The organism is Gordonibacter pamelaeae (assembly GCF_003340385.1).
GTDB classification, from domain to species: Bacteria; Actinomycetota; Coriobacteriia; order Coriobacteriales; family Eggerthellaceae; genus Gordonibacter; species Gordonibacter pamelaeae.
This window is the reverse complement of the sequence record NZ_PPTS01000005.1, coordinates 216501-239978: the sequence shown is the minus strand read 5'-3', so window position 1 is coordinate 239978 and position 23478 is coordinate 216501. Positions and strand designations below refer to the sequence as shown.

Sequence of the window (23478 nt, the reverse complement as noted above, 5' to 3'; positions counted from 1 at the left end):
ATGCTCGACCTCGCCTGGAGGCCCCGCGCCCATCTCGACCGCGAGTCCATCGCCATCTACCTGGGGGTCGAATGCGGCAATCCGCCTGCCGCGCTCGCAGCCGTCCAGTGCATCGACGCGGCCGTCGAGCGTGCGCGCGCCCTGCCCGACGCCGGCGGCCGCTTCCGCATGGAGGGCCTGGACGCCAAGGAGTGCCGCACCGTGCACGCGAACCCCTACACCGTGTACTACCGTTTCGACGACACGACGCTCACCGTGTACCGCGTTCTGCACCAGCGACAGAGCATCGACACCTACGCCCTTGTCGATCTGCCGGGCTAGCTGCGCCGCATCGCGGAACACAGTGCTGGCCGCCCGTTCACCGCACGCGGCTCATCCGCAACTTCAGCACGTCCTTCGGGCAGGCGTCGGCGCAGGCGGCGCACTGGATGCACTCGGCGTCCTCGATCGCCCCCGCGCGCAGGAGGCGCTCCACCGGCAGGCTCATCGGGCAGGCGCGGTCGCACTTCCCGCAGCCGATGCAGCGGTCGGCCTCGGCGCCCACGTGCAGCTGCGGCAGGCGCAAAGCCGCGCCCAGCTTCTCGCCCAGCACCATGAACGGCGCCATCCAGCAGATTCCGTGGCACATGGCGCGCCGGCCGAGGAACAGGTTCGGGACGAAGAACAGCGCCACGATGCCGAAGTAGATGGGCAGGCCCAACGGGTTGTTCATCGATACGCCGCCCGGGATGCCGTACAGCGGGTCCACCACCGTGAAGCCGCCCGCCACCCAGGCGCACGCGGCGATGGAGAGCACCCACGGCACCCAGATGACGTACTTCACGCGCTTGAGCCACGCCGGCCTCGACGGCTTGCCCACCGCGGTGGCGGCAAGCTCCTGCAGCCCGCCCGCCGCGCACAGCCACCCGCACCACGCGCGGCGCAGCACGATGGCCGTCAGGAACTGCAGGCCGAACACGAGCATGCTGGCCGCCACGACGCCCGAGAGCGCCCCTTCGATGATGAGCACCGGCGAGAAGTAGAAGATGATGATGGGGAACAGCAGGAACGTCGCAAGCAGCAGCAACCGCCGCGCCCGCTGCCGCCTCTGGCCCCGCTCGCGCCGCTCGCGCGCCGCGGACGCCGCTGCACGACCGGCCTCCCCCGCACTGCCAGACAGCGCGACGCGGCCGGGCTCCCGGCCGGGCTCCCCCGTATCCCCGTCCGTATGCTTCATATAAAACATTCGTTCCGTATCCGCAGATGTTTCACGTGAAACATCTGCACGGATCGTCTGCTCGCGGATATTCGGCCCGCCGCCATCCCGGGCGCTCATGCGCGCACCAGCGCGACGAAGCCTCGGAACGCGCGGTCCATGCGCTCGCGCAGCTCCTCGTCGGAGAGCTGCGCGCCCGTGGCCAGCATCGCGGCCATGCCGTGCACGTAGACGATCATGTCGAGGTACAGCTCGCGCGCCGCCTCGGGCGACAGGTTCCCCAGCTCCTCGATGCACGCCTGCACGCCGTCGACGGCGACGCTCTCGTACACCTCCTTGAAGCCCGTCGCCTCCATATGGGGCGACAGGTACAGGAAGTGGAACAGCGGCCGCTCCTCGCGCGCGAGCCGCAGGTGCGCGAGGCCGTTGGACTCGAAGGCGTTGCACCCGTCGTGCTCGTGCTCGCGGTTGTACGCCGCGACCCAGGCGCGGGCGTGGCCGTACAGCTGCCGCACCAGCTCCCCCATGTCGCCGAACAGGCTGTAGATCGGCTGCACCGAGCATCCCGCCCGCTGCGCCACCGACCGCGCGCTCAGCGCCGCCTCGCCCTGCTCGCGCACGACGGCAAGCGCCGCGTCGAGCACTGCCTCCCTGGTCACCCGCTGCTCCGGCATGGCCGCCTCCTTCACATAACACTTGTTATATTACATTCGTAATATAACAAGCTCGCGCCCATCGGTCAAGGGAAGAGGCGGGGCGGGATGCCAAAAAAGGAAAAAAAAGGGGGGGGGTGCCCATGGGTGGGCAGGACGGGACGCCAATGGATGGGCGGGACGCTTTTGGAAACGCCTCCGTTTCACCTCCCCAACGGGCCGCCATCGGGAAAGGCACGGCTCCCTTTCGGAACCGTTATGCGAAATCAAACGCGCGGCTCGGGCCCTACAATCGGCGCTGAATCGAACACCTGCGAAAGGAGAACCGTTCATGAAGAACATCGAGGAACGCCGCAACCGCACCATCGCCCGCGAGGCGAACTACCACGCGAGCATGCGCGCGCCGCACATCGACAAGACGGCCATCAGCCCTTATGACGATTACTGCGACGGCTACGGCATGCCGGGCGCCTACGGCAACGGCTACGTGTCCGTGCTGAAGGTGTCGGCCGGCACGGTGGAGAAGACCAACGACGCGCTCATCGACACCATCGTCACCTACGACAAGGCGGAGACGGCCGACGCCTACATCGGCCAGATCAACATGCTCACGGCCTCCTCGTTCTGCGGCATGGCCGGACAGGTATGGGGCTACGACCTGGCTCGCCACGACGACATCACGTCGGGCAAGAGCCAGCCGCTGTTCACCGAGAAGCAGTTCGACGGCTCCGAGCTCAAGGTGTTCGACGCCGCGCCTCTGCTGGATGCCGGCATCGAGCTGTTCGGCACCGAGAACAACCGCCGCTACCACCCCATCCCCGGCGCGCACACCATCTGCGCCAACAAGGGCGTCACCGCCTACCGACCGAAGGAGGACCGCCCGCTCAAGGCCGGCGAGGCCTACGGCATCTGGTCGTTCATCGCCATCTCGCTGTCCGCCGACCGCGACTTCTCGGCCGACCTGTTCATCGAGGACGCCGGTGTATGGACCGAGAACGACAACGAGGACGACATGATGGCCTTCCTCGAGCAGCACCGCAAGGAGATCGTCTGGTCCGTGGTGGAGTGCGGCCGCGACTCCAACGTGCTGTTCGACCGCACGTACGTGGGCTTCGCGCACCGCATGATGAAGCCGGGCGAGATCGGCAACGCCATCACCGTGGGCCCCTACGTCACGCTTGCCCGCAACGCCGTGCCCACCACGGGCTTCACCTCGCTGAACGACCTGAACCTCTCCGACTGGCTGAAGGAAATGGACTTCGAGTCGCTCACGAACCTCGCGAAGTAGCGCGGAGCTCCCCTATCGCATGACGGCGGGCGCCCGTTGCCCCCGCCGCAACGAAGATCGCCGCGCGCCCGCCTCCCAGCGGGCGCGCCTCTCATGACAAGGACTGGAATCATGGCAGACAATACCTCGACCGGTTCCAGCGGAAGCGCCGCCAAGGCATCCGACAGCTCTAAGAAGGTAGGGCTGATCGGCCTCGTCGGCATCGTCATCAGCGCCATGATCGGCGGAGGCATCTACAACCTCCCCCAGAACATGGCCGCGGACGCCTCCGCTGGAGCCATCATCATCGCCTGGGTGGTCACGGGCATCGGCATCTGGTTCATCGCGAACACGTTCCGCATCCTCTCGGCCGCGCGCCCGGAGCTCACGAACGGCCTGTACACGTACGCCGAGAAGGGCTTCGGCAAGCTCATCGGCTTCTTCGTGGCCTACGGCTACTGGATCTGCAACTGTTTCGCCCTCGTGGCGTACTCGGTGCTGGTCATGGCCACGCTCAACTACTTCGTGCCCGACTTCTCGGGCGGCAACAACATCCCGTCCATCATCGGCGGCTCCATCATCACGTGGATCATGTACCTGCTGGCCCTGCAGGGGGCGAAGTCCACGAGCTTCCTGAACATCATCGGCACCATCGGCAAGCTGCTGCCCGTGGCCATCTTCATCATCGCCGTGGCCACCGTGTTCAAGTTCTCGGTGTTCATGGAGGGCTTCTGGGGCATGAAGGGCGCCGTCGACCTGACGTTCAGCTGGGACAACGTCATGCCGCAGGTGCAGGCCACCATGCTCGTCACGCTGTGGCTCTTCCTGGGGATCGAGGGCGCCGTCGTGGTGTCCGGCAAGGCGAAGTCGCAGGCCGCCGTGCGCAAGGCCACGACCATCGGCTTTCTGGTCACGCTCGCGCTCTACATCATCGTGTCGCTGCTGCCGCTCGGCGTGTACTCGCAGGCCGACGTCGGCGCCATGGCCGACCCGTCCATGGCCGCCATCATGCTGGACAAGTTCGGGAAATGGGGCGAGATCCTGGTGAACGCCGGCGTCATCGTATCGGTGCTGAGCTCCTGGCTCGTGTGGATGCTCATGCTGGGCGAGATGCCGTTGGCCGCCTCGAAGAGCGGCATCTTCCCCAAGGCGTTCGTGAAGGAGAACAAGAAGGGCTCGCCCTCCACCGCGCTTTTGTGGACCACCATCATCGTGCAGATCGTGCTCGTTGTCTCGTTCTTCATCGGCAGCAACGCCTGGACCACCATGATCAGCATCACCAGCGTCATGGCGCTGCCGTGCTATCTGTTCTGCACGCTCTTCCTGTTCAAGATCGCCATCAAGAAAGAGTACCCTAAGGGCATCTTCGCCAGCCGGAACATGGCGGTGTTCACCGGCGCGGCCGGCTCGCTCTACGGCCTGTGGCTCATCTACGCCGCCGGGCTGAACTACCTCATGGTGGCGTGCATCGTGTACGCCGTCGGCCTGCCGCTCTACATCGTGGGCGTGCGCCAGCACGACCCCAAGGCGAAGCTGTTCGCCAAGACCTCCGACAAGGTCATCGTGGCCGTGGTGGTGGCGCTGGGCATTGCCGGGCTCATCTATTCCATCGTCACGTTCGGGCACGTCAAGCTCTAGGCTCGACGGCCACCTCCCGCAGGTAGAGTTCGGGGCGCGCGCCGGCGCGTCCCGGCCCGGGCGCGCCGTCCGGCTCGCGCTCCTCCACCACGTTCACGCTCTCGGCCAGGACGATGGACGGGCAGGCCTCCTCCAGCGCCGCGGCGTCGTCGTCCGCAAGCGCGAGGCTCGGCACGTCCGGGTCGTAGCCGCAGGCCACGCCGGCGCCCTCGGCCCATTCCCTCGCCCGGCGCGCATCCTCCCCGAAGGCCTTCGCACACTTCAGGAACCGGTCGCCCTCGTCCGCGCGCATCCACGGGTGGGCATCCCGCAGCGCCGGGTCCGCGAAGAACGCCTTGTTCTGCTGGTATATCTGGCCGGTGTTCTTGTTGTCCGAGCTGCAGTAGTGGATTCCCAGCCGCAGGCCCTCGCGCTCGGCGAACGCCAGCAGCTCCAAGGCCTCGGCCTCGCTGCCGGCCACCGGCACCCCGCCGCCGTACCAGTAGTTGTAGAGGTACTTGAAGGGATGCTTGCGCAGCTGGAAGCCGCGTTTCGCGAACTCTGCGGCGTTGTGCAGCGGAAAGCAGAACTCCAGCAGGTTAACCCCGCTGATGCCGAGGGCATCCGACCGCACCAGCAGGTCCTTCATCTGCCCGAGCGAGCCCGGTATCACGGGCACCTCCACCACCACGGCCGGGATCGTGCCCACCGCCTGCTCCATGAGCTCGTACACGCGGTCCTGGCCGTCGCCCGCGTCGGGCGGCTTGATGCTGAAGCGGATCTCGTCCAGGCCGCTTTCGGCAAGCTCCTGCAGGCTGCGCTCGTCAAGCAGGTCGCCGCACGTGTACAGGCGCGTGTGGGCGTCCGGGTAAAGTTGGCCGGCATGCCGGAGAAAGGCGTTCACCTGCTCGGGGTGCAGCAGCGGCTCGCCGCCCGTGATGGCCAGGCAGCGGAACCGCGCGCCCATGGCATGCGCCTGCTCGAGCTCCGCCACGATGTCGCGCTCATGGGAGAGGAAGTGCTCGTAGTGGTCCTGGTTCGGGTTGAAGCAGAAGTAGCACTTCTTGACGCACCGCAAATCGACGAAGAACGTGGCCGTCTCGTCGCCGGTGCGGCAGGCCAGGCACGCAGGCGATATCCAGTTGCGCCACAACGACGAGGCGCCGTTCTCGCAGCGGCACCCGCACGATGCCGCCGTGCGCACGCGCGCCTCGCGCGGGGAGGCCTCCTCGCGCTCGAACGCCAGGCCGTACTCCTCCACCGCAGCCTCGAAGTCGCGCTCCGCCTCGTCGAACGCCTGCCTGTAGCCCTGAAGATCCACGGTACCCTCCTGTAGAAACGTCGGCCCTGCTGCGCGGGCGGCCGACTCGATCGGCCCCGCCTACTCCGGCTCGGCCAGCTCTGCCTCGACCTGCTCGGACAGCACGCGGTCGAGCGCGGCGAACGCCGCCATGCCGCCCGCGAGTACACCATAGCACCCCTGCGCATCGTGCTCGATGACCTTGGCTGCGAATTGGTCGACCCAGTTCAGCAGGTGCCGGTCGACGAACTGCCGCTGCGTCGCGAGCGTCCGGGCCGCCTCGTCGTCGCGGCCGTCGGCGAACGCCTCGTACGCACGCTGGCTCAAAGCGCCCAGGTAGTCCATCATAGCAGCGATGTGGTCGTCGGGGAATCGCTTCTCCGCTCGCAGCTTGAAGCCTGCCGCATGGTAGAACGACCGGACGTCGAGCGTGCTCTCTTGGAACACCACGGACTCCTTGCCCGTGTACGGCGATTCCCAGGGATGCACGTAATGCTCGCCGGGCACCTGGAACAGCCGGTCGTAGGAGGCGCGCAGGCGCGCGGCGAGAGCCTCGGCGCGCTCCGGGTCGGCCGTTTCGCCCTGCGCCCGCTCGGCCCAGGCACGGGCGTCTTCGGCGCAGGCGGCAAGGCTGCGCCCGGACGGGCCGAGCGTCCGGCCCGCCAGATCGGCGAAGCCGTCCCGGGCCAGCGCCTCGCCCACAGAGCCGAGCAGGGCCGGCGTCTCGCCGCCGAGCACCTTCGCGACGCCCTCGCCGGTCGGGCGGCTTCCGAACACCACATGGAACAGGCGGTACAGGTACGTGCGACGGGCCAGCCCCATCGCTATCGCGCTCTCGCGCTCCTCGTTCGGCATAGCGGTCTCCCGTCTCTCGTGGCAGCCCGCGGGCAGGTTGGCGGGTGCTCCGGCAAACATGGTTGCCGCGCCGCAGGGAGGGATCTGCGACGCGGCAAGAAAGGGGGTAGGTTACCAGGTAAGCTCCCGGTATCCTGCATCTTGGGCACAGTCCTTCGCCTTGATGAGGATGTTCGGGTGCGTCTCGTCCGGGGACGGCAGCACGGCGATGCTGCCCTCGTTCAGGTCGGGGCCGAACTCGGCGCGCAGCTCGTCCATCTCGCCGAACTTGAGCGCGCGGTTGGGGCATCCCGCCACGCACGCCGGCTCGCCGCCGGCCTCGCGCAGGCCGTAGCAGCCGTCGCACTTGCCGGACACGCCCTCGTCTGGGAAGTACTTCGGCTGGCCGTACGGGCACGACATGACGCACATGCGGCACCCGATGCACTTGCTCTGGTCCTGCACGACCGTCCCGTCGGGCGCCCGGTAGATGGCCCCCGTCGGGCAGTTCTTCAAGCAGATAGGCTCCTCGCAATGGTTGCAGCCGAACGAGTAGCTGTAGCCGTCCACCTCGGGGAACGTCCCCACCGTGTAGCTGTGCACTTCGCGGTACAGCGTGCCCACCTCGAGCCGGTTCTTGTCCTTGCAGGCCACCTGGCACGCGCGGCAGCCGATGCAGCGCGTCATATCAAGGTAAAATCCAACAGCCATGGTTGCTCCTCCTTCCCTAGCCAAGCTCGATGATGCGCTTGTCAGTGTCGCAGTCGTCTTCCAGCGGTGTGCCCTCGTACTTCTCGAAGTTGCAGTTATTGTTGTTGTAACTGGTCAAACCGCCGCCGGAAATATCGTTGCCAATGAGGTAGTTGTCCGCACCGCCGTGGTCGATGCCCGTCTCCTCGTCAACGCGTACCCAGGCGCCGTGGGGAATGCCCACCTCGCCGGGCCGCATGTTCTCCATGCAGCAGGCCTTGCGCAGCACCTCGCCGTACTTCGTCCATACGCGCACGGTGTCGCCGTCCGCGATGCCCTTCGCCTCCGCGTCGCTCGCGTTCAGGAACACCGGGTTCGCCCACGCCTCACGCAACCATGGGCAGTTGTTGAACACGCTGTGGGAGCGTCTGAAGTAGTGCGGGTTGAACATGAGGTACGGGTACTCGCCTGCCTCGCCGTCGATCTTGCCATCCTTGAACGTGGTCTCGTAGCCCACGGTGGGCACGAGGTACTCGGGATACGGCTGGTACTCCTGGTCGATGAGACCGATGCTGTTGAACAGGTCCGCCTTGGCCTGGCAGGTGATCTCCAGCTTGCCGCTCTTGGTCTTCAGCGGGTTGGCGGCGGGGTCTTTGATGTAGTCGGCATAGCCGATGAACGAGCTGTAGGCATCGCCCAGCTTGCGCTCCACCTGGTAGCCGCCGTTGTCGATGAACTCCTTGAGGCCCACGCGGCCCGTCTGCGGCTTGCCGGAAACGCCCCACTCCTTCAGGTCGGCATCGGTGATGGTGACGAGAGGCTCGTACTTGCCCGAGCCGTCCTCCTTTATCACCGTGGCACCGGCGATCTGGTTGAAGAACGCCTGCTTCTCGCTGATGGGGTAGACGGTTGACGGGTCGAGCCCCAGCGCCTCCATGATGAGCGTGTTGATCTGGGCATCGGTCTTGGCCTCGTACAGCGGCTCCGTGACCTGGGAGAAACAGAAAAGGAACTCGCGGTTCGAGGAAGCGAGGCCGCCGGGAACCTCCCACTGCGTCGTCACGGGCAGCACGATGTCGGAGTAGAGCGCCTGGGTGGTGAGGAACTGGGCCTTCGACAGCACGAAGTCCATCTTGCGATGCGCCTCGATGCCGCGCTTCATGTTGGGGCCGGTCTGCAGGTAGGCGTTCTCGTCGTGGATGATGCAGTGGATGTCGCACGTCTCGTCGACGCCTGCCTGGGCGCCCTTGCCGCTGTACCAGTCGCCCACGTTGCGGTACTTGCCCGTGAAGCACGCCTCCCACACCTGCGGGCCGGGGATGACGCCCTCGATGGGGTTCTTGAGGCTCGGCAGGCCGGAAGAGCCGGCCTTCACCAGTGCCGGGCCGCCATTGCCGGCGTTGGCATGGTAGTTGTTGGCGGAGCAGTTGCCCGGCTTGCCGTAGTGGCCACCCATGGCAGACAGCGTCATGAACAGCTGGGGCACGTTCTCGGACCCGTTGCAGCGGGCGGCGGCGAAGTTGTGGAGCATCCACACGTCATGCTCCTTGCCGATCTCGCGCGCGAAGTAGGTGATCTTCTCCACCGGCACGCCGCAGATCTTCGAGGCCCACTCGGCCGTCTTGGGTTCGCCGTCGTAGACGCCGTTCAGGTAGTCGAGGAAGTTCACGTCCTCCTTGAGGTCGGCCGGCTTGTGGTCGGCATCGAAGCCCACCGTGCACTTGTCCAGGAAGTCCCAGTCGACGACGTTGCCCTCCTCTTTGTCCAGGCGCAGCATCTCGGAGGCCACGCCCAGCATGAACGCCGTGTCCGTACCGGTGCGGACGGGTATCCAGTATGCGTCGAGAATCTGGGCCGACGCCGTGTAGATGGGGTCGACCGTGATGAACTTGACGCCCGCCTCCTTGGCGCGGATGTAGTGGTAGCTCGGCGTGCCGGCGGCCGACCAGGCAGGGTTGGACGCGTAGAAAACGATGGTCTCCGCATTCAACATGTCGGTGCGGTCGTTGCACACGCCCGCATCGGTTTTCGGGATACCGATGGTGTCGGCCGTGTTCAGCAGGTAGGCGCCGTGGGACGTGGAGTCCGCCACGGAGGTGTGCCCGCCATAAGCCAGAAGCGGAGAGAACGCATAGCGCGAGCCGTAGCTGCCGATGAGGAAGGCCTGGTTGCCGTACTTCTCCTTGATGGTCTTGAACTGGTCGGCGATATAGTCGATGGCCTCGTCCCAGCTGATGCGCTCCCATTCGTCTTTGCCGCGCAGCTCGCCGTTCGGGTTCTCTGGCGACCAGCTCTTGCGCTTCATGGGGTATTTCAGGCGATCCGCCCCGAAGCACTGCTGTTGCTGGGCCTTGCCGCGCACGCAGCCGCGCTGCTGCGGGTAGTCCGGCGAGTCCTCGTGCGTGTCGTCGGTCTTCTGGCGCACGACGGCGCCGTCCTTGACCATGACCTTGTTCATGCAGCGCCCGCCGCAGTTGTGCCAGCACGCGGCCGCCACCCACTCGCCGCCTTCAGCCGGGTCGACGGGCAGCTCGTGCTTGTCGGCGGCGTCGAGGCTCGCCTCCGCGGAGCAGCCCGTGGCCGACAGCAGGGCAGCGCTCGCCGCCACCGCCGCCGAGGCCCCCAGAAAGCCGCGACGAGAAATGTTCTTGGATTGAATGCTCACGATGAATCCCCCTTTGCTTCCCTACGCCACCGTGCAGGTTGCGTAAAACGCGTAGCGCGCGATGGCGACGCCGACGATCGAGGCGACGCAGATGGCAATCGCAAGCGCCTTCTTGTTGTTGATCTTCGACGACAGCGCCACGAGCACGACGGAGACGACCGGTGCGATAACGAGTCCCGCGATCTGGGTGATCGGGCTGAAGCCCTCGCCCGAGAACGCGACGGCCTCCAGCACGAGGCCCACGGCCAGCACGGCGTTCACGATGTAGGCCGCCAAGCGCAGCGGCTTGCCCGCGTAGTCTGCCGAGGCCAGCAGGGCGAACAGCGCCAGGCCCATGGCCAGGTCGCCCGCGACGAACGCGAGGATGGTCGCCGGCGCGTTGCACCAGACAGGGTTCCCGTAGACATCGATATAGGCAACGCCCATCATGACCAGGCAAATCACGCCCACCACGGCGCCCACCACGCGCAGCGCGTAGGGGCTGCCCTTCCGAACCAGCGTGACCACCAGGTCGATGATCGCCAGCACGAAGAAGCATCCGGCAACGGCGACCTCCTGGATCATGCCGGACCCGAAGTTGACCGTGCCGCCGAACACCGATTCGACCGCACGCGGGATGCTGTGCACGTGCGTGGTTGCCGCAATCATGCCCACGGCGAACAGCGCCACGACGACCAGGGGAACCAGCCAGGGACGGCTGCCCTCGCGCGTGCGGCGCAGACCGGCGTCGAACGCGTACGCGCCGGCGGCCATACCCCCCAGCATAGTGAACAGATACAAAGATTCAAGCCCCATACTCAAGCCTCCTCTTCCCATACGCCTGCCCTCTGCAGGCGTCCGCTTAGCGGCGCGCGCCGCGATGGCGCACGCCTCGCCCAAGCCTCTCGGGCGCACCGCCTCCTGGGAAGGGGGCGTGGGCGCAGCGATCGCTCGGATGCGTGTTTGCAGGAAATCGGCCGATCCCTCTGTCGCCTATTATGGAAAATTGTCGTGCGACAATCAAGAGTGTCGCACGACAATTTTTGCTGTCTTTATACTATTTTAGGTATAACTAAGTCGCGGGGTTTCCGTTAGCCTTCGGGGCGTCCTTGTTCGGGTCGAGCGTGAAGCCCTCGCTGTAGGCGCTCGGCACCACGACGGTTCCCTCGTTGTCCTGCATGCCCTCGTACACCAGGTGGATCTTGCGCAGCGAGAGCGCTATCTCGTCGTGGGAGTAGGTTTCCGCGACCTCCTGCAAGATGGCGGACACGTCGCGCTCGGCCTCCATGAGCGTGATGCGCGCGTTCTTGCGGCATTCGGCCTGGGCCTCGAGGGACATGACCCCCTGCAGCTCCTTCGGGATGATGATGTCGCGGATCTCCACCGAGAGCACCGCGATGCCCCAATCGGTGACCTTCGCCTCCACCGCCTCCTGCAGCTCCTGGTCAAGCTGGTGGCGCCGCATCACCACGTTGGACACCGACGCGCGACCGATGGCGTCGCGCAGCGCCGTCTGGGCGGTCAGCGCCACGGCGAAGCGGCAGTCCTCCACCTCCATGCAGGCCTTCTCGGGGTCCCATATCATCCAGAACAGCACGGCATCCACGTCGAGCGGCACCAGGTCGCTGGTCAGCGCCTCCTCCGCCCCGAAGGGGGTGGCCGTCGTGCGCTGGTCGACGCGCAGCGTGCTGAACTCGATGAGCGGGATGCTGAAGAAGATGCCGGGGCCCGCCAGGCGGTTGAACCGGCCCAGGCGCATGATCACCGCACGCTCCCATTCGAGGCACACGTGGACCGAGGACAGCACCCCGAGTCCCACGATGAGCGCGACGGCGATGCCGACAAGGCTCAAGCCGCCCGCAACCGCGTACCACAGCGCCAGCACCGCGAGGAAGGCGGCCAGCGCGAGCACCACCGTCACCATCACGGCCCCGTTGCGCGTGGCCTTCCTGCTGGGATCGGAACGATAGGCGTCGGCGGCGACGCCGAACTCCATCTCCGAACGGCGATAGGAGTCCCGCTCGTCCCGCGCGATGCGCTCTTTGCTACTTCTCTTCATGCTCCCTCTTCATCTTCCGTATGTGCTTCGACACGAGCTTGGGAATGTCGTCGTAGGCCATCCCCTCTTCAAGGCAGCTTTTCACGAACTCCTCGACCAGCAGGTCCGCCTGGCCGCCCTCCCGGGGGAACGCGCCCGGGTCGCTCACGAACACGCCGCTGCCGCGAACCGTGGTCACGTAGCCGTCGCGCTCCAGGCCCATGTAGGCCTTGCTCACCGTGTTGTAGGCTATATGCAGGTTGGCGGCGTATTTGCGCACGGTGGGCAGCTTCTCGCCCGGCTGGTAGAACCCCGAGTTTATGAGGTACGCCATACGGTCGCGCAGCTGCACCCACAACGGCAGGTCGCTCTGGTCGCTCAAGGTAAAGGGGGGTATGTCCTTCGTTGCCATCGGTCCCGTCGTTTCTCACACTGCGGTTTGGACGCCGGCGTTCACGAGCACGAACCGCAGGCTCAGGCCACCGACCAGGACGAGCACCGCCAACACGGCGACGACGCTGCTCCGATGGCTGCGTCGGGCGGCCAACGCAGATGCTTCGATAGCCAGAGGCGCCAGTATACCGCATCCTACGAAGCCGAGCCAAAACACGCAGGACTGCTCCCCCGCAAGCAGCGCGTCGAACGGCCGGCCGGCGCTCGCGGCGTTCACCGTCACCGCGCATGCTGCCGCCGAGAGCGCCTCGAGCACGATGAACACGGCGTCCGCGATGGCCAGCCCGCGGATCCACGCGAGCACGCCCGGGGAGGCTACGCAGAAGCAGGTGCTCAAGAGCACGACGCCGCAGCCGCACGAGAGCGCCGAGAACAGGAACAGCACGGGCAGCCACGCCGACTGCCACAGGTCCACGGCAACGACGCTCTTCAGGAGCAGCCCCGTGTACACCATCACGACGACGGCCAGCACCGCCCCGAGCGCTTTCGCGACGAGCGCGGCCCTCTCCCACGCAGGGCCCAGCGTGAGCACGGATTCAGCGAGCGCCACGACGAGGCAGGCCCCGAACAGCGTGAGGGCGAACGTCCCCACGGACACGAAGCTGCCGGTGGGATAGAGGAACAGCAGGTAGAACGCCTCCGGCCGGCCGAGATCCGCCAGCAGGCACAGCATGCCCGCCACCAGCAGGACGAAGGCGGCGGCGTAGCCCGTCCTCGCGATGCGCCGCTGCGTCATCGAGCGCGCGCGACGGCCGCGGTACCCGCGGGGCGTGCGGGCGAGGTGCGGGTCGTTCGCATGCGAGAAGGCCGTGTACAGGTCGATGGCGGAGAGCACCGCGAAGCTCCCGGCAGCGGTGCCGCCGAGGAACAGGTACCACACGATGAGCTCGCCGAAGACCACCGCTCCCCCTCTCGCCGTCTCCGCCGTCCGCCGCGCCCGCCGGGACGCGTTCCTGCACAGCATACCATTTTGTCGTGCGACAATCAGCACGACGTTTCCACCGGCGCCCCGCCGCGCCTGCCGCGCTCCTTCCCGCGCCGCGTCCCCTACGCCGGCCTGTTCGCGTCCATGAACGCCTTGAGCTCCTGCTTGCGGGCGGGGTCGAGCTCCTTCTTCGGGATGCCCTGCACCGCGCCCTCCAAGCCGTAGAGCATGTGCAGGCACACGCCGGGGTCGATGGCCTGCACTTTGAGCCACGCCTGCTCGGCCCCTGCGGCCATCAGGTCATCGGGCGTCGCGATGCCCACCTGGGCAAGCTGCTCGGCTGCATGGGGGCCGATGTTCGGCAGATCGGTGAGATTCGCCATGGGAGTCCTCCGTTTCTCGCTGCGGAAGCAGCGGTTCGCACGCGCTCGAGGGCCGGCGGCCCCCGAGCCTTAGGCCGAAGGCGCAGCCTGCACCCTGGCGCGCAGGCGCGCAAGATCGGCGTCGTTCGGGTGCGCGGCCGCCTCGTCGAAGTTCGCGATGAGCTGCGCCATGCGGGCGGCTTGCACGGGATTCGCCTCGGCCGTGCGCTCGTAGCGGCGGCGCACACTCGAAGGCATGCGGCCCTGGCACATGAACGTGCCTATGAGCTGCGCCGACTCTGGCAGATGCGCGGCCGCGCGGGCCGCCACGCCGGCGAAGTACGTCTCGTCGGCACCGAACCCGCACGTGCCGAACAGGAACACCTCCTTGCCCGCCAAGCCGGCCAGCAGCTCCCCCATCTCGTCGGTGCAGTCGCCCCGGTTCGTCCAGAAGCCCGCGTACACGCGGTCGGCCTGCGCCACGGAGGCGGCGTCCACCTCGCCCACGCGCCCGAACGCCAGGCGCCCTTGGGCGGGCAGTGCCTCGGCCACGGCGCGCGCGAGCTCCTCGGTGTTGCCGGTCCTGCTGTCGTAGACGATCGCGTACGTCATGGGCTTCGCTCCTTACTTCGGGGCGGCGGCGCAAGGGCCGCCGCTGTTCGGATGCAGATCGTTATACGCCCGCCCGGCATCCATGTAAACCCCGCTATACTGAACCGAACGGCAAAACAACAGCATCGCAGGCACCGAGCGAAAGCGGCGGCAGGGCGAAGCAGGCGCAGCGGCGCCGGATCCTGCGATGGCAGCGCACCTCGCGGCAACGCGCCAAGCGCGCCCCTGCGCCGCGGCAAAGAAGCAGGCTTAGGAAAGGGAGCATCCATGCGGGCAGTCATTCAGCGTGTGAGCAGCGCGCAGGTGGACATCGACGGCGAGACGGTTGGCAGCATCGGGCACGGCCTGCTCATCCTGCTGGGCGTGGGCCACGGCGACGGCGAGGAGCAGGCCGAGCGCCTCTGGAGAAAGATCGCGCGCCTGCGCATCTTCGAGGACGACGACGGCAAGACGAACCTGTCGCTGGCCGACGTCGGGGGCGAGGTGCTGGTGGTGTCGCAGTTCACGCTGTACGCCAGCTGCAGGAAGGGCAACCGCCCCTCGTTCACCGCAGCGGGCGCACCCGGCGAGGCGAACCGCCTCTACGAGTGGTTCGCCGAGCGCGCCCGACGCGACGTGGCCCGCGTGGAAACGGGCCGCTTCGGCGCGTACATGGACGTGTCCCTGGTGAACGACGGACCCTTCACGCTCTGGCTCGACACCGACGAGCTCTGATGCGCACAAGCCCGTCGTGCATCGCCGAGCCGCGAGCAAGAAAACTCGTTGGGCGAGGAAAGCCATCGTTCGTGGCAGAAATCGAAGTTATTCGTCGTAGCTTGGACAGGCTCCGGGAACACATCGCAGACGAACCTCATTTGAACTGGGGAAACGCAGCCTGTCGCCGTCGGAACGCGACACAGGGGCTAGCCGGGCGGCCGTCGATGACGAATAACCTTCGAAATCTGCCAAAAAGGTAGCTTTCCGGCGCGCGCCTTGCCGTCCCATGATATATCCGGCCCGGCGCCGCAAGCGCCGGCGCCGCCAGACTGCCTGCTAGCCCAGCAGCGCCTGCTCCCATTCCGCTTCCTTGAAGCCCACGAGCACGAAGTCCTCGCCCACCACGAGCGGCCGCTTCACCAGCATGCCGTCCTCCGCAAGCAGCGCGTACGCCTCCTCGTCGCCCATGCCCGCATCGAGGAGCGCCTTCACGTTGCGCTCGCGGTACACCATGCCGCTCGTGTTGAAGAAGCGCCGCAGCGGCAACCCGCTGGCCGCATGCCACGCCGCCAGCTCGTCGGCCGTCGGGTTGTCCTCCACGATGTGCCGGTCGGCATACGCCACGCCGTGCGCGTCGAGCCATGCCTTCGCCTTCTTGCAGGTGGAGCACTTCGGGTACTCCAAGAACAGCACGCTAGCCATATAAGAACCTCTTTCCCTTACCGGATTTCCACAAGATAGGCAATGCCGTAAACGAGTCCGCTGTCCTTTTCCAAACAGCTGGAGGACTCATCTAGGGACAGGGGCGGCATGCGCAAGCAGACAAGGCCGCTCCGACACCTCGTTATAACGTAATGCAGCCGTACTTTCAATACCCGTGAAATCTCCCTGCCATCCCTTGACAGTGTGCATGCATGGTGTTTATAGTGTGCATAGAGGGTATATACACCTTGCACACTGTCGCGAGGCGGGGTGCAAGGCGGGGAACCCTCGGGGCGGCGGGGAAGAACGTGTTTCCCGGCCGTCAGGCGAAGCGGCGAGACGTCGCGGCTCCGCCGCCGGGAGCGCTTGGGACGCCGGGCGCCCCCTCAAGGGACAAGACGAGGAGCACCGTTGGACATCATCATCTCGAACGCAAGCGACAAGCCCATCTACGAGCAGATCACCGCCCAGATGAAGAACCTCATCCTGAACGGCACGCTCGCGGAGGGCGCCCAGCTTCCCTCGATGCGCGCGTTGGCGAACGACCTGCGCATCAGCGTCATCACCACCAAGCGCGCCTACGCCGACCTCGAGGCCCAAGGGTTCATCGAGACGGTGCAGGGCAAGGGCAGCTTCGTCGCCGGCGGCAACATGGAGCTTCTGCGCGAGGAGCGCTTGAAGCACATCGAGGACCTGATGGCGCGCGCGGTGGAGGAGGCCCGCAGCGCGGGCGTCGCGCCGGGCGAGCTCCACGACATGCTCGACCTCCTCATGGAGGACTGACCGGGGAAGGCGCCCGCCGGGCACCATCCCCAAACCGTTCGACCACGGAAGAAAGTGACGACTGATGAGCGACCTTTTGCGCATACAGAATCTGGAAAAGCGCTACGACGACTTCGATCTGGAAGGCATCTCCCTAAGCGTGCTGGCCGGCAGCGTCGTGGGCTTCATCGGCTCCAACGGCGCCGGCAAGACCACCACCATCAAGGCGATACTCGGGCTCATCCGCCCCGACGGCGGCTCCATCTCGCTCTTCGGCGAGGAGGTCACCGGCGCGCCCGAGAAGCGCCTCGCCCAACTCAAGCAACGCATCGGCGTGGTGTTCGACACGTGCTCGTTCCCCGAGGAGCTCACGGTGGACACGGTGAGCAAGCTCATGGCCCAAAGCTACAAGGACTGGAACCCCGGCGCGTTCCGCACGTTCGCCCACGCGTTCCAGCTGCCCCAGGACAAGACGGTGAAGGAACTGTCGCGCGGCATGGGCATGAAGCTGTCGCTGGCGTGCGCGCTGGCCCACAACCCCGACCTGCTCGTGCTCGACGAGGCCACGGCCGGCCTCGACCCTATGGCCCGCGAGGAGGCGCTCGACACGCTGCGCCTGTACATGGGCCACGAGGGCCGCGGCATCCTCATGTCCAGCCACATCACCAGCGACCTGGAGAAGATCGCGGACTACATCGTGTGCATCGATGCGGGCCGCATCGTGTTCTCGGTGGAGAAGGACGTCATCACCGATGTGGCCGGCGTGGCGCAGTGCCGCGCGGCCGAGTTCGACGCCATCGTGGACAGCGGCTTCTTCCCCCGCGGCGGGATGCGCTACGAGCGCAGCACCTACGGCACCACCGTCCTCGTTCCCGACCGCCAGGCGTTCGCAGCGAGGTTCCCCCACATCGTATTGGAGCGGGCCGACATCGAAACGTACATGTCGCTCATGCTGAAAGGAGAGGCCCGATGAAGACCATGCTCATGTTCGACCTGTTGACGGCCAAGAAGCTCGCACGGTCGCAGCTGCTGCTGGGCGTGGTGGTGGCCCTGGTCCTCACGGTATCCACCGGCTCCGCCCTGTGCATCATGCCCATCATGGCGCTCATGCTGGCCTACTCGGTGGGCTTCACGCTGGTGGCCTTCGACGAGCGCAACGACTGGGAGCGCTTCCGCCTCACGCTGCCCCTCTCGCGTGCGAACGTCGTGCAGGGCCGCTACGCCACGTTCGTCGTCATGACGCTGGTCGGGCTCGTGCTGGGCGTGGCGGTCACCGCCATCGTGTACGGATTGTCGCTCGCTCTTCCGCAAACCGAGCTGTTCGCCGGCCTCTTCGAGGGCATGGACTGGCAGATAGTGCTGGGCATGGTTGCAGCCTCCATCGCGTTCTCGCTCGCCCTCTGGCTCGTCGCCCTGCCGCTCGTCGCGCGCTTCGGCATGACGAAGGCCGTGCGCTACCTTCCGCTGGCGTTCATCATCCTGCTGCCCATCGGGACGGTGCTCGTGCAGAAAGCCGGCCCGCCGCCCGCATTCGTCCTCGACCTGGCCGCTTGGGCGAGCACGCCGACGGGCACCGTCGCCTTGGTCGCCGCGGTGCTGGCCGTCATGGCCGTGCTCACCGTGCTCTCGTGCATGCTTTCCGTGAAGCTGTACGAGAGGCGGGAGTTCTAAGCAGCACCCCCGCGCCGCCTGCACCGCCCCGGCAAGCAGGCGGCGCTTCTGCCGGGCGCCGGAGCGCACCGACCAAGGGAAAGGAAGCCCAGCCCATGAAAGCGATGTTCCTGATGGATTTCATCACCGTGAAGAAGCTGCTGCGGCGCTACCTGCTGCTGCTTTTGGGCATGGGAGGCGCGGCCGCCCTCATGATGGGCAGCCATCCGGGCATCATCCCGTATTTCGGCATGATTTCCGTAGTCTCGGTCGCGCAGGCGCTCGCGCTCTACGACGACCGGCGCGATTGGAGCCGGTTCCGCCTGACCATGCCGCTCACCCGCACGGGCGTCGTGCTCGGCCGCTACGCGTTCCTCGCGGCCGTCGCCGCGGCGGGCACGCTGATGGGCGTGGCGGTCTACCTGGCTGCCACGCTGGCCGTGCAGGGGGTGCCGGCCTATGCGGCGCTCGTGCTCCGCCCGGGCGGCTTCGACGCGATCGGGCTCGCCTGGTCCGCTGCCGCGTCGCTTGCGCTCGCATTCGTGGTCGGGGGAATCATGCTGCCCACGTTCTTCAGCTTCGGCATGGGAAACGGCCCGCGCTACGCGATGGCGCTGGTCATGATGGTTTCCGTGCTTGCCATCGGCCCGATCGTCAACGTCTGGGCCAGGCCGGAGGCGGCACCCGCGTTCCTCGGCGGGCTCGTCTCGCTCGCCACGTCGTCCGAGACGTTCCTCGCGGTGGCGGGCGCCTTGGCGGCGAGCGCGCTCGCGCTCTACGTTGCATCCTGCGCCGCATGCCTTGCCGCCTACCGCCGGCGCGATTTCTAGCCGAAGCCACCGGTTCCCAGGGCCCCGCACCGGGGAAGGGGCGCCCATGCAGGGCAAGGCGGTCTGCGCGACTCGGCCGCCGCCTCCGTCGGATTGCGCGTCAAGCGGGCGCCCGGGGCCGCGCTAGCCCATCTTCACGAGGTCGGCCAGGGTGACGCCGTCCACGTAGCCCTCGATGGTGCGGTCCAGGCCTCGCCAGAAATTCACGGCCACGCACTCGCTGCGGCGCGGGCAGGCTTCGGCGCCGTCCTCGAGGCAGGCCACGGGGGCGCAGCCGCCCTCGGTGGCGCGCAAGACATCGCCGGCGGTGATGTCCTCGGCGGGCTTGGCAAGCAGGTAGCCGCCGCTCACGCCTCGGATGCTCTTCAGGATGCCGGCCTTCACCAAGGCACCGCCCAGCTGCTCGAGGTACTTCACGGACAAGTCCTCGCGCGCGGCCGCCTGGCGCATGGTCACGGGTGAGCCGTCCTGCTCGCGGCTGGCAATGTCGATCATGAGCCGCAGGGCGTAGCGCCCCTTCGTCGAAATCATCATGTCCGCCACCGTCCTCACCGCTTCGTCGCACCCGTCTCCACCTGCGGGCAGCCGTTCAACCGCCGTAAGTATAGCGCATCGGTAGCATATCCGCGCCGATCTTCCTTTCAGGAATGTAAGGCCCGGGCAAGCGGTCGGTAAGGTTGCGTTAAGGAAGGCTTGGTATAACGGAAAGCGTAGGGAAACAAGGCAAGGGAAAGGCACCGCCATGGCACCGAGCATGCAGCGCACCACCCCGGACCGGCCGGTCGCACGGCTTGTCGGAAACCTGCTGATATTCGTCATCGTCCTGGTGGCGCTCGCCGCCACGTTCTTCGTGGCACGCGGCTTCAACCAGTACCGCGAGGCCCTGGCCGCGCTCCCGCTGGACGAGATGGAGCAGCGCATCGAGAGCGCATCCGGCTTCACGCCCATCCAGGAGCTGCCCGACCTGTACCTGCAGGCAGTCGTGGCCGTAGAGGACCACCGGTTCTACGCCCACCCGGGCTTCGACGTCATCGCCACCGGACGAGCCCTCGTGGACGACCTCAAGGCCGGGGCGATCGTGGAGGGCGGCAGCACCATCACGCAGCAGCTGGCGAAGAACCAGTACTTCACGCAGGAGCAGACCGTCGAGCGCAAGGTGGCCGAGGTGTTCATGGCGCTGACCATGGAGCAGCGCTTCACGAAGCGGGAGATACTGGAGCTGTACGTGAACTCCATCTACTTCGGCGACGGCTACGAGGGCATCGGCAATGCCAGCGTCGGCTACTTCGGCAAGGAGCCGGGCGCGCTCGACGCAGGCGAGTGCACGCTCCTGGCCGGCATCCCCAACGCGCCGAGCGCCTACGCGCTCTCCGAGAACCCCGACCTCGCCCGCCAGCGGCAGTGCCAGGTGCTGAAGAAGCTCGTGGCCTACGACTACCTCGACGAAGCCGATGCCCGCCGCATCGGCGCACAGGGCGCAGGGGCGTAGGGGCGCCCTGCGCCCCTGCCGCCCGCCGCCTGCCCCCCCCCTTCTCCTCCAACTTCGCGCCTTCTCCCCGCTCCGCCCCGCGGCGCAGGCGGGCGCACGGCGCTGCGCGGCAGTGTAGGGGGCGGGAACTTCTGATATTCGCATGGGCAGCGCGAGGGCGTCGGCGGAGACGCGCGGCGGTTTGCTAGGATGGAGGGCATGAACACGAAAGGAACCCTCCCGCCCAAGCCACCGCGGCGCAATGTAGCCGGAGCCCCTGCACCCCGGCGACGGCCGGTGCAGAGACGTGCGTCGTCACGGCGCGCCATCGTCGGGCTGTTCGCCCTGGCGCTGCTCGCCCTCGCAGCGGGCTTGACGGCCGGGCGGTGCGCCGGCACCCCACACACCGCGGCACCGGCCGCGTACACGAGCCCCTACGACTGGGAGGGCCTTGAACGCACCGGCGACCGGCTCGCCTACTACGAGAACGGCGAGCTGCGCTCCGATCTGGGCGTTGACGTGTCCAGCCACCAGGGCGCCATCGACTGGCCGGCCGTGGCAGCCGATGGCGTGGACTTCGCCATCGTGCGCGCAGGCAACCGCGGCTACACCGAGGGCGCGCTCTACGCCGACGAGCGCTTCTCCGAGAACGTCGACGGCGCCGAGGCAGCCGGCCTGGCCACGGGCGTCTACTTCTTCTCGCAAGCCGTCACGCCCGACGAGGCCCGCGAGGAGGCCGACTTCGTGCTCGGGCTCTTGGCCGGGCGCCCCCTCGACCTGCCCGTCGCCTTCGACCACGAGCCCGTCTCAGACGAAACCGGCCGCGCGAACCATCTCGCGGGCACCGAGCTGGCCGCCTGCGCCCGCGCGTTCTGCGAGCGCATCGAGCAGGCGGGCTACGACACGCTCGTGTACGGCAACAAACGCGACATCGCCCGGTTCGGCGGCGATGTGCCCGACGGCCGCCCGGTGTGGTTCGCCGAGTACGACGTGGCCGTGCCCACCGGGCAGTTCGACTTCGTCATGTGGCAGTACACGAGCACCGGCACGGTGGCCGGCATATCCACCCGCGTGGACCTGAACATACGTTTTGATGCCGTGGGCTGACGCGGCGTCGCCCGAAGCCGGCTGCCCGCGTTCTTAACCGCAACAATCGGTTGCAACCCTCGCCGAGCGAGGTGCCCTGATCCTAAAAACCGCACATTCGTACTTGACAGGCCCCCAACGCGCCAGTAGACTGTGCGGACTGGAACCAACCAAGGAGCTCTGTTTCGATGTATCACGTATTTCAGTAGTCGGCACGCCCACGCGCGCCGAATTCCCTCGCAACTTCCCGTTGCATCCTCATTGCCAACCGAAATGGCTGGCGCGGCCGCGTTCGCAACCCCACACTGAAATGCACACCGCCCAACACTTGTTGCGCGGCCGACAAGTACATCGACCTTGAAGGAGCTCCCTCCCATGACCGAATCTGCCATGACCCTGAGCGCCGCGGGCCATCCGCTTCCCAAACGCTGGCTCGCCGTCATCGCCACCATCTGGATCGGCCAGGCCGTGTCCATGATAACCAGCTACGCCGCCGGCTACGCGGTGGTGTGGTACATCACCGAGACCACCGGCAGCGCCCTCATGCTGTCCGCCGCCGCCATCTGCGCCTACCTGCCGCAGGGACTGCTCTCGCCCTTCGGCGGCGTCATCGCCGACGAGCACAACCGCAAGACCGTCATGATCGTGGCCGACCTGGGCGTCGGCTTGGTGTCGCTCGGCCTGGGCGTGGCCATCTTGCTGGGGCAGGTGTCGTTCGCCCTGCTCATGATACTGGTTATCGTGCGCAGCATCGGCCAGGCGTTCCACGGGCCGGCCATGATGGCCGCCATGCCGCTCCTCGTGCCGGAACGGCACCTGCTGCGCATCAACACGCTCGACCAGCTGCTCATGAGCGTGGCGTCCATCGGCGCGCCGGCGTTCGGCATCTTCCTGTACACCACGCTGGGCTTCCACACCGTCATGTTCCTGGACTTCTTCGGCGCGCTCGCGGCCGTGGCGGGGCTCGCCTTGGCGAAGATTCCCACCGTCATCGACAAGACGGCCGAGGACCAGCACGTGCTGGCCAACCTGCGCGACGGCTGGCGCGCGCTGTCGACCAGCCGGGGCCTCGTCATCCTCATCGTGGGCGTGACCGTCGGCATGGTGGCGTTCGCGCCGCTGGGCGCCATCTTCCCCCTCATGACCTTCGACCACTTCGGCGGCGACGGCTACGCCGCGTCGCTCATCGAGGCCGCGTTCGGCGCGGGTATGGTGGTGGGGTCGGTCGTCCTCATGGCGTGGGGCGGCGGCAAGCGCCTGGCCGGGCTCATCGCGGTGGCCGCCGCCATCGTGGGTGCCACGACCATGGCCTGCGGCTTCCTCTCGCCGGACATGTTCTGGGCATTCGCCGCGCTGTGCGCCGTGATGGCCATGGCGTGCGCCTGGTTCAACGGCCCGCTGATCACGCTCATCCAGCGCAACGTGCCCGAGGAGAAGACGGGGCGGGCGCTCGGCCTGGCCATGGCGGGCATGGGCCTTGCCTCCCCCGTGGGCATCGCGCTCGGCGGCATGCTGGCCGAGAGCATCGGCGTGGCCCCGTTCTTCGTGGTGGACGGCGCTATCTGCCTGGTGCTGGGCCTGGTCGTCTACCTTCCGAAGAGCGTGCGCGCCCTCGACCACGCGCCGGCCGACCAGCCGGAGGCGCCCAGCGGGCAGGCGGCGGAAGCCGAGGCCTAGCGCGACGGGCGCCCGCA

25 protein-coding genes are annotated in these 23478 nt (G+C 67.1%); 11 read left to right on the top strand and 14 right to left on the bottom strand.

Features of this window, described 5'->3' with window-relative positions:
* Positions 1 to 321 (top strand): type II toxin-antitoxin system RelE/ParE family toxin, encoded by a 321-nt coding sequence (locus C1877_RS09590; protein WP_015538939.1) that lies wholly within the window; start codon positions 1 to 3, stop codon positions 319 to 321.
* A 37-nt stretch (positions 322 to 358) separates the two neighbouring features.
* On the opposite strand, the gene C1877_RS09585 is transcribed toward C1877_RS09590, so the two are convergent.
* Entirely contained in the window at positions 359 to 1216 is an 858-nt protein-coding gene (locus C1877_RS09585) for a 4Fe-4S binding protein (protein ID WP_227155801.1), read from the bottom strand.
* A 95-nt stretch (positions 1217 to 1311) separates the two neighbouring features.
* Positions 1312 to 1869, bottom strand: coding sequence for a TetR/AcrR family transcriptional regulator (locus C1877_RS09580; RefSeq protein WP_041238942.1), 558 nt, complete (start codon positions 1867 to 1869; stop codon positions 1312 to 1314).
* 310 nt (positions 1870 to 2179) lie between these two features.
* Between C1877_RS09580 and hdcA the strand changes: the two genes are divergently transcribed.
* Both hdcA and C1877_RS09570 read left to right on the top strand, forming a co-directional pair.
* Entirely contained in the window at positions 2180 to 3136 is a 957-nt protein-coding gene (gene hdcA, locus C1877_RS09575) for a histidine decarboxylase, pyruvoyl type (RefSeq protein WP_015538940.1), read from the top strand.
* 111 nt (positions 3137 to 3247) lie between these two features.
* Complete coding sequence (locus C1877_RS09570; protein WP_015538941.1) at positions 3248 to 4753, top strand: basic amino acid/polyamine antiporter; 1506 nt, start codon at positions 3248 to 3250, stop codon at positions 4751 to 4753.
* Here the strand turns inward: C1877_RS09570 and C1877_RS09565 are convergent.
* The 10 genes from C1877_RS09565 to bilS form a co-directional block, all read right to left on the bottom strand.
* Positions 4743 to 6053, bottom strand: coding sequence for a radical SAM protein (locus C1877_RS09565; protein WP_114569036.1), 1311 nt, complete (start codon positions 6051 to 6053; stop codon positions 4743 to 4745). The genes C1877_RS09570 and C1877_RS09565 overlap by 11 nt on opposite strands.
* Before the next feature lie 60 nt (positions 6054 to 6113).
* Positions 6114 to 6887, bottom strand: a complete 774-nt coding sequence (locus C1877_RS09560; RefSeq protein WP_181813827.1) for a TorD/DmsD family molecular chaperone — start codon at positions 6885 to 6887, stop codon at positions 6114 to 6116.
* Between the two features lie 111 nt (positions 6888 to 6998).
* Entirely contained in the window at positions 6999 to 7577 is a 579-nt protein-coding gene (locus C1877_RS09555) for a 4Fe-4S dicluster domain-containing protein (protein WP_041238948.1), read from the bottom strand.
* A gap of 16 nt (positions 7578 to 7593) precedes the next feature.
* Positions 7594 to 10221 carry a molybdopterin-dependent oxidoreductase gene (locus tag C1877_RS09550; RefSeq protein WP_227155511.1) on the bottom strand — a complete coding sequence of 876 codons (2628 nt, stop codon included), beginning with the start codon at positions 10219 to 10221 and terminating at the stop codon, positions 7594 to 7596.
* 21 nt (positions 10222 to 10242) lie between these two features.
* Positions 10243 to 11016, bottom strand: coding sequence for a DmsC/YnfH family molybdoenzyme membrane anchor subunit (locus tag C1877_RS09545; RefSeq protein WP_114569034.1), 774 nt, complete (start codon positions 11014 to 11016; stop codon positions 10243 to 10245).
* 256 nt (positions 11017 to 11272) lie between these two features.
* Positions 11273 to 12259, bottom strand: coding sequence for an SPFH domain-containing protein (locus tag C1877_RS09540; protein ID WP_227155513.1), 987 nt, complete (start codon positions 12257 to 12259; stop codon positions 11273 to 11275).
* Complete coding sequence (locus C1877_RS09535; RefSeq protein ID WP_114569033.1) at positions 12246 to 12650, bottom strand: GntR family transcriptional regulator; 405 nt, start codon at positions 12648 to 12650, stop codon at positions 12246 to 12248. Before C1877_RS09535 ends, C1877_RS09540 begins: the two co-directional genes overlap by 14 nt.
* 15 nt (positions 12651 to 12665) lie before the next feature.
* Positions 12666 to 13592 (bottom strand): NrfD/PsrC family molybdoenzyme membrane anchor subunit, encoded by a 927-nt coding sequence (gene nrfD, locus C1877_RS09530; RefSeq protein ID WP_157780544.1) that lies wholly within the window; start codon positions 13590 to 13592, stop codon positions 12666 to 12668.
* A 146-nt stretch (positions 13593 to 13738) separates the two neighbouring features.
* Positions 13739 to 13999 carry a TfoX/Sxy family protein gene (locus C1877_RS09525; RefSeq protein ID WP_015538946.1) on the bottom strand — a complete coding sequence of 87 codons (261 nt, stop codon included), beginning with the start codon at positions 13997 to 13999 and terminating at the stop codon, positions 13739 to 13741.
* Between the two features lie 69 nt (positions 14000 to 14068).
* On the bottom strand, positions 14069 to 14590 hold the full coding sequence (gene bilS / locus C1877_RS09520) for a flavodoxin family protein BilS (protein ID WP_015538947.1): 522 nt from the start codon (positions 14588 to 14590) through the stop codon (positions 14069 to 14071).
* 267 nt (positions 14591 to 14857) lie between these two features.
* Between bilS and dtd the strand changes: the two genes are divergently transcribed.
* Positions 14858 to 15304 (top strand): D-aminoacyl-tRNA deacylase, encoded by a 447-nt coding sequence (gene dtd, locus C1877_RS09515; RefSeq protein ID WP_041238956.1) that lies wholly within the window; start codon positions 14858 to 14860, stop codon positions 15302 to 15304.
* Between the two features lie 318 nt (positions 15305 to 15622).
* Here the strand turns inward: dtd and C1877_RS09510 are convergent, their stop codons facing one another.
* The gene (locus C1877_RS09510) at positions 15623 to 15988 is read right to left on the bottom strand and encodes an arsenate reductase family protein (RefSeq protein ID WP_114569032.1); all 366 of its coding nucleotides are present in this window, start codon (positions 15986 to 15988) and stop codon (positions 15623 to 15625) included.
* Between the two features lie 411 nt (positions 15989 to 16399).
* Between C1877_RS09510 and C1877_RS09505 the strand changes: the two genes are divergently transcribed.
* The 4 genes from C1877_RS09505 (at position 16400) to C1877_RS09490 (ending at position 19230) form a co-directional block, all read left to right on the top strand.
* Positions 16400 to 16771 carry a GntR family transcriptional regulator gene (locus tag C1877_RS09505; RefSeq protein WP_041238960.1) on the top strand — a complete coding sequence of 124 codons (372 nt, stop codon included), beginning with the start codon at positions 16400 to 16402 and terminating at the stop codon, positions 16769 to 16771.
* A gap of 64 nt (positions 16772 to 16835) precedes the next feature.
* Positions 16836 to 17723: an ABC transporter ATP-binding protein gene (locus C1877_RS09500; protein WP_015538951.1), complete on the top strand. Its 888-nt coding sequence runs from the start codon at positions 16836 to 16838 to the stop codon at positions 17721 to 17723.
* Positions 17720 to 18421: an ABC-2 transporter permease gene (locus C1877_RS09495; protein WP_096227192.1), complete on the top strand. Its 702-nt coding sequence runs from the start codon at positions 17720 to 17722 to the stop codon at positions 18419 to 18421. Before C1877_RS09500 ends, C1877_RS09495 begins: the two co-directional genes overlap by 4 nt.
* Positions 18422 to 18516: 95 nt before the next feature.
* A complete protein-coding gene (locus C1877_RS09490; protein WP_015538953.1) occupies positions 18517 to 19230 on the top strand; it encodes an ABC-2 transporter permease in 714 nt (237 codons plus the stop codon).
* Between the two features lie 123 nt (positions 19231 to 19353).
* Here the strand turns inward: C1877_RS09490 and C1877_RS09485 are convergent, their stop codons facing one another.
* The gene (locus C1877_RS09485) at positions 19354 to 19764 is read right to left on the bottom strand and encodes an RrF2 family transcriptional regulator (protein WP_015538954.1); all 411 of its coding nucleotides are present in this window, start codon (positions 19762 to 19764) and stop codon (positions 19354 to 19356) included.
* A 208-nt stretch (positions 19765 to 19972) separates the two neighbouring features.
* Here C1877_RS09485 and C1877_RS09480 point away from each other — a divergent pair, with 208 nt between their 5' ends.
* The 3 genes from C1877_RS09480 (at position 19973) to C1877_RS09470 (ending at position 23461) form a co-directional block, all read left to right on the top strand.
* Positions 19973 to 20719 (top strand): biosynthetic peptidoglycan transglycosylase, encoded by a 747-nt coding sequence (locus tag C1877_RS09480; RefSeq protein WP_114569031.1) that lies wholly within the window; start codon positions 19973 to 19975, stop codon positions 20717 to 20719.
* Positions 20720 to 20995: 276 nt separating this feature from the next.
* Positions 20996 to 21805, top strand: a complete 810-nt coding sequence (locus tag C1877_RS09475) for a glycoside hydrolase family 25 protein (protein WP_227155517.1) — start codon at positions 20996 to 20998, stop codon at positions 21803 to 21805.
* 354 nt (positions 21806 to 22159) lie between these two features.
* Positions 22160 to 23461 carry an MFS transporter gene (locus tag C1877_RS09470; RefSeq protein WP_114569030.1) on the top strand — a complete coding sequence of 434 codons (1302 nt, stop codon included), beginning with the start codon at positions 22160 to 22162 and terminating at the stop codon, positions 23459 to 23461.
* Positions 23462 to 23478 lie beyond the last annotated feature (17 nt).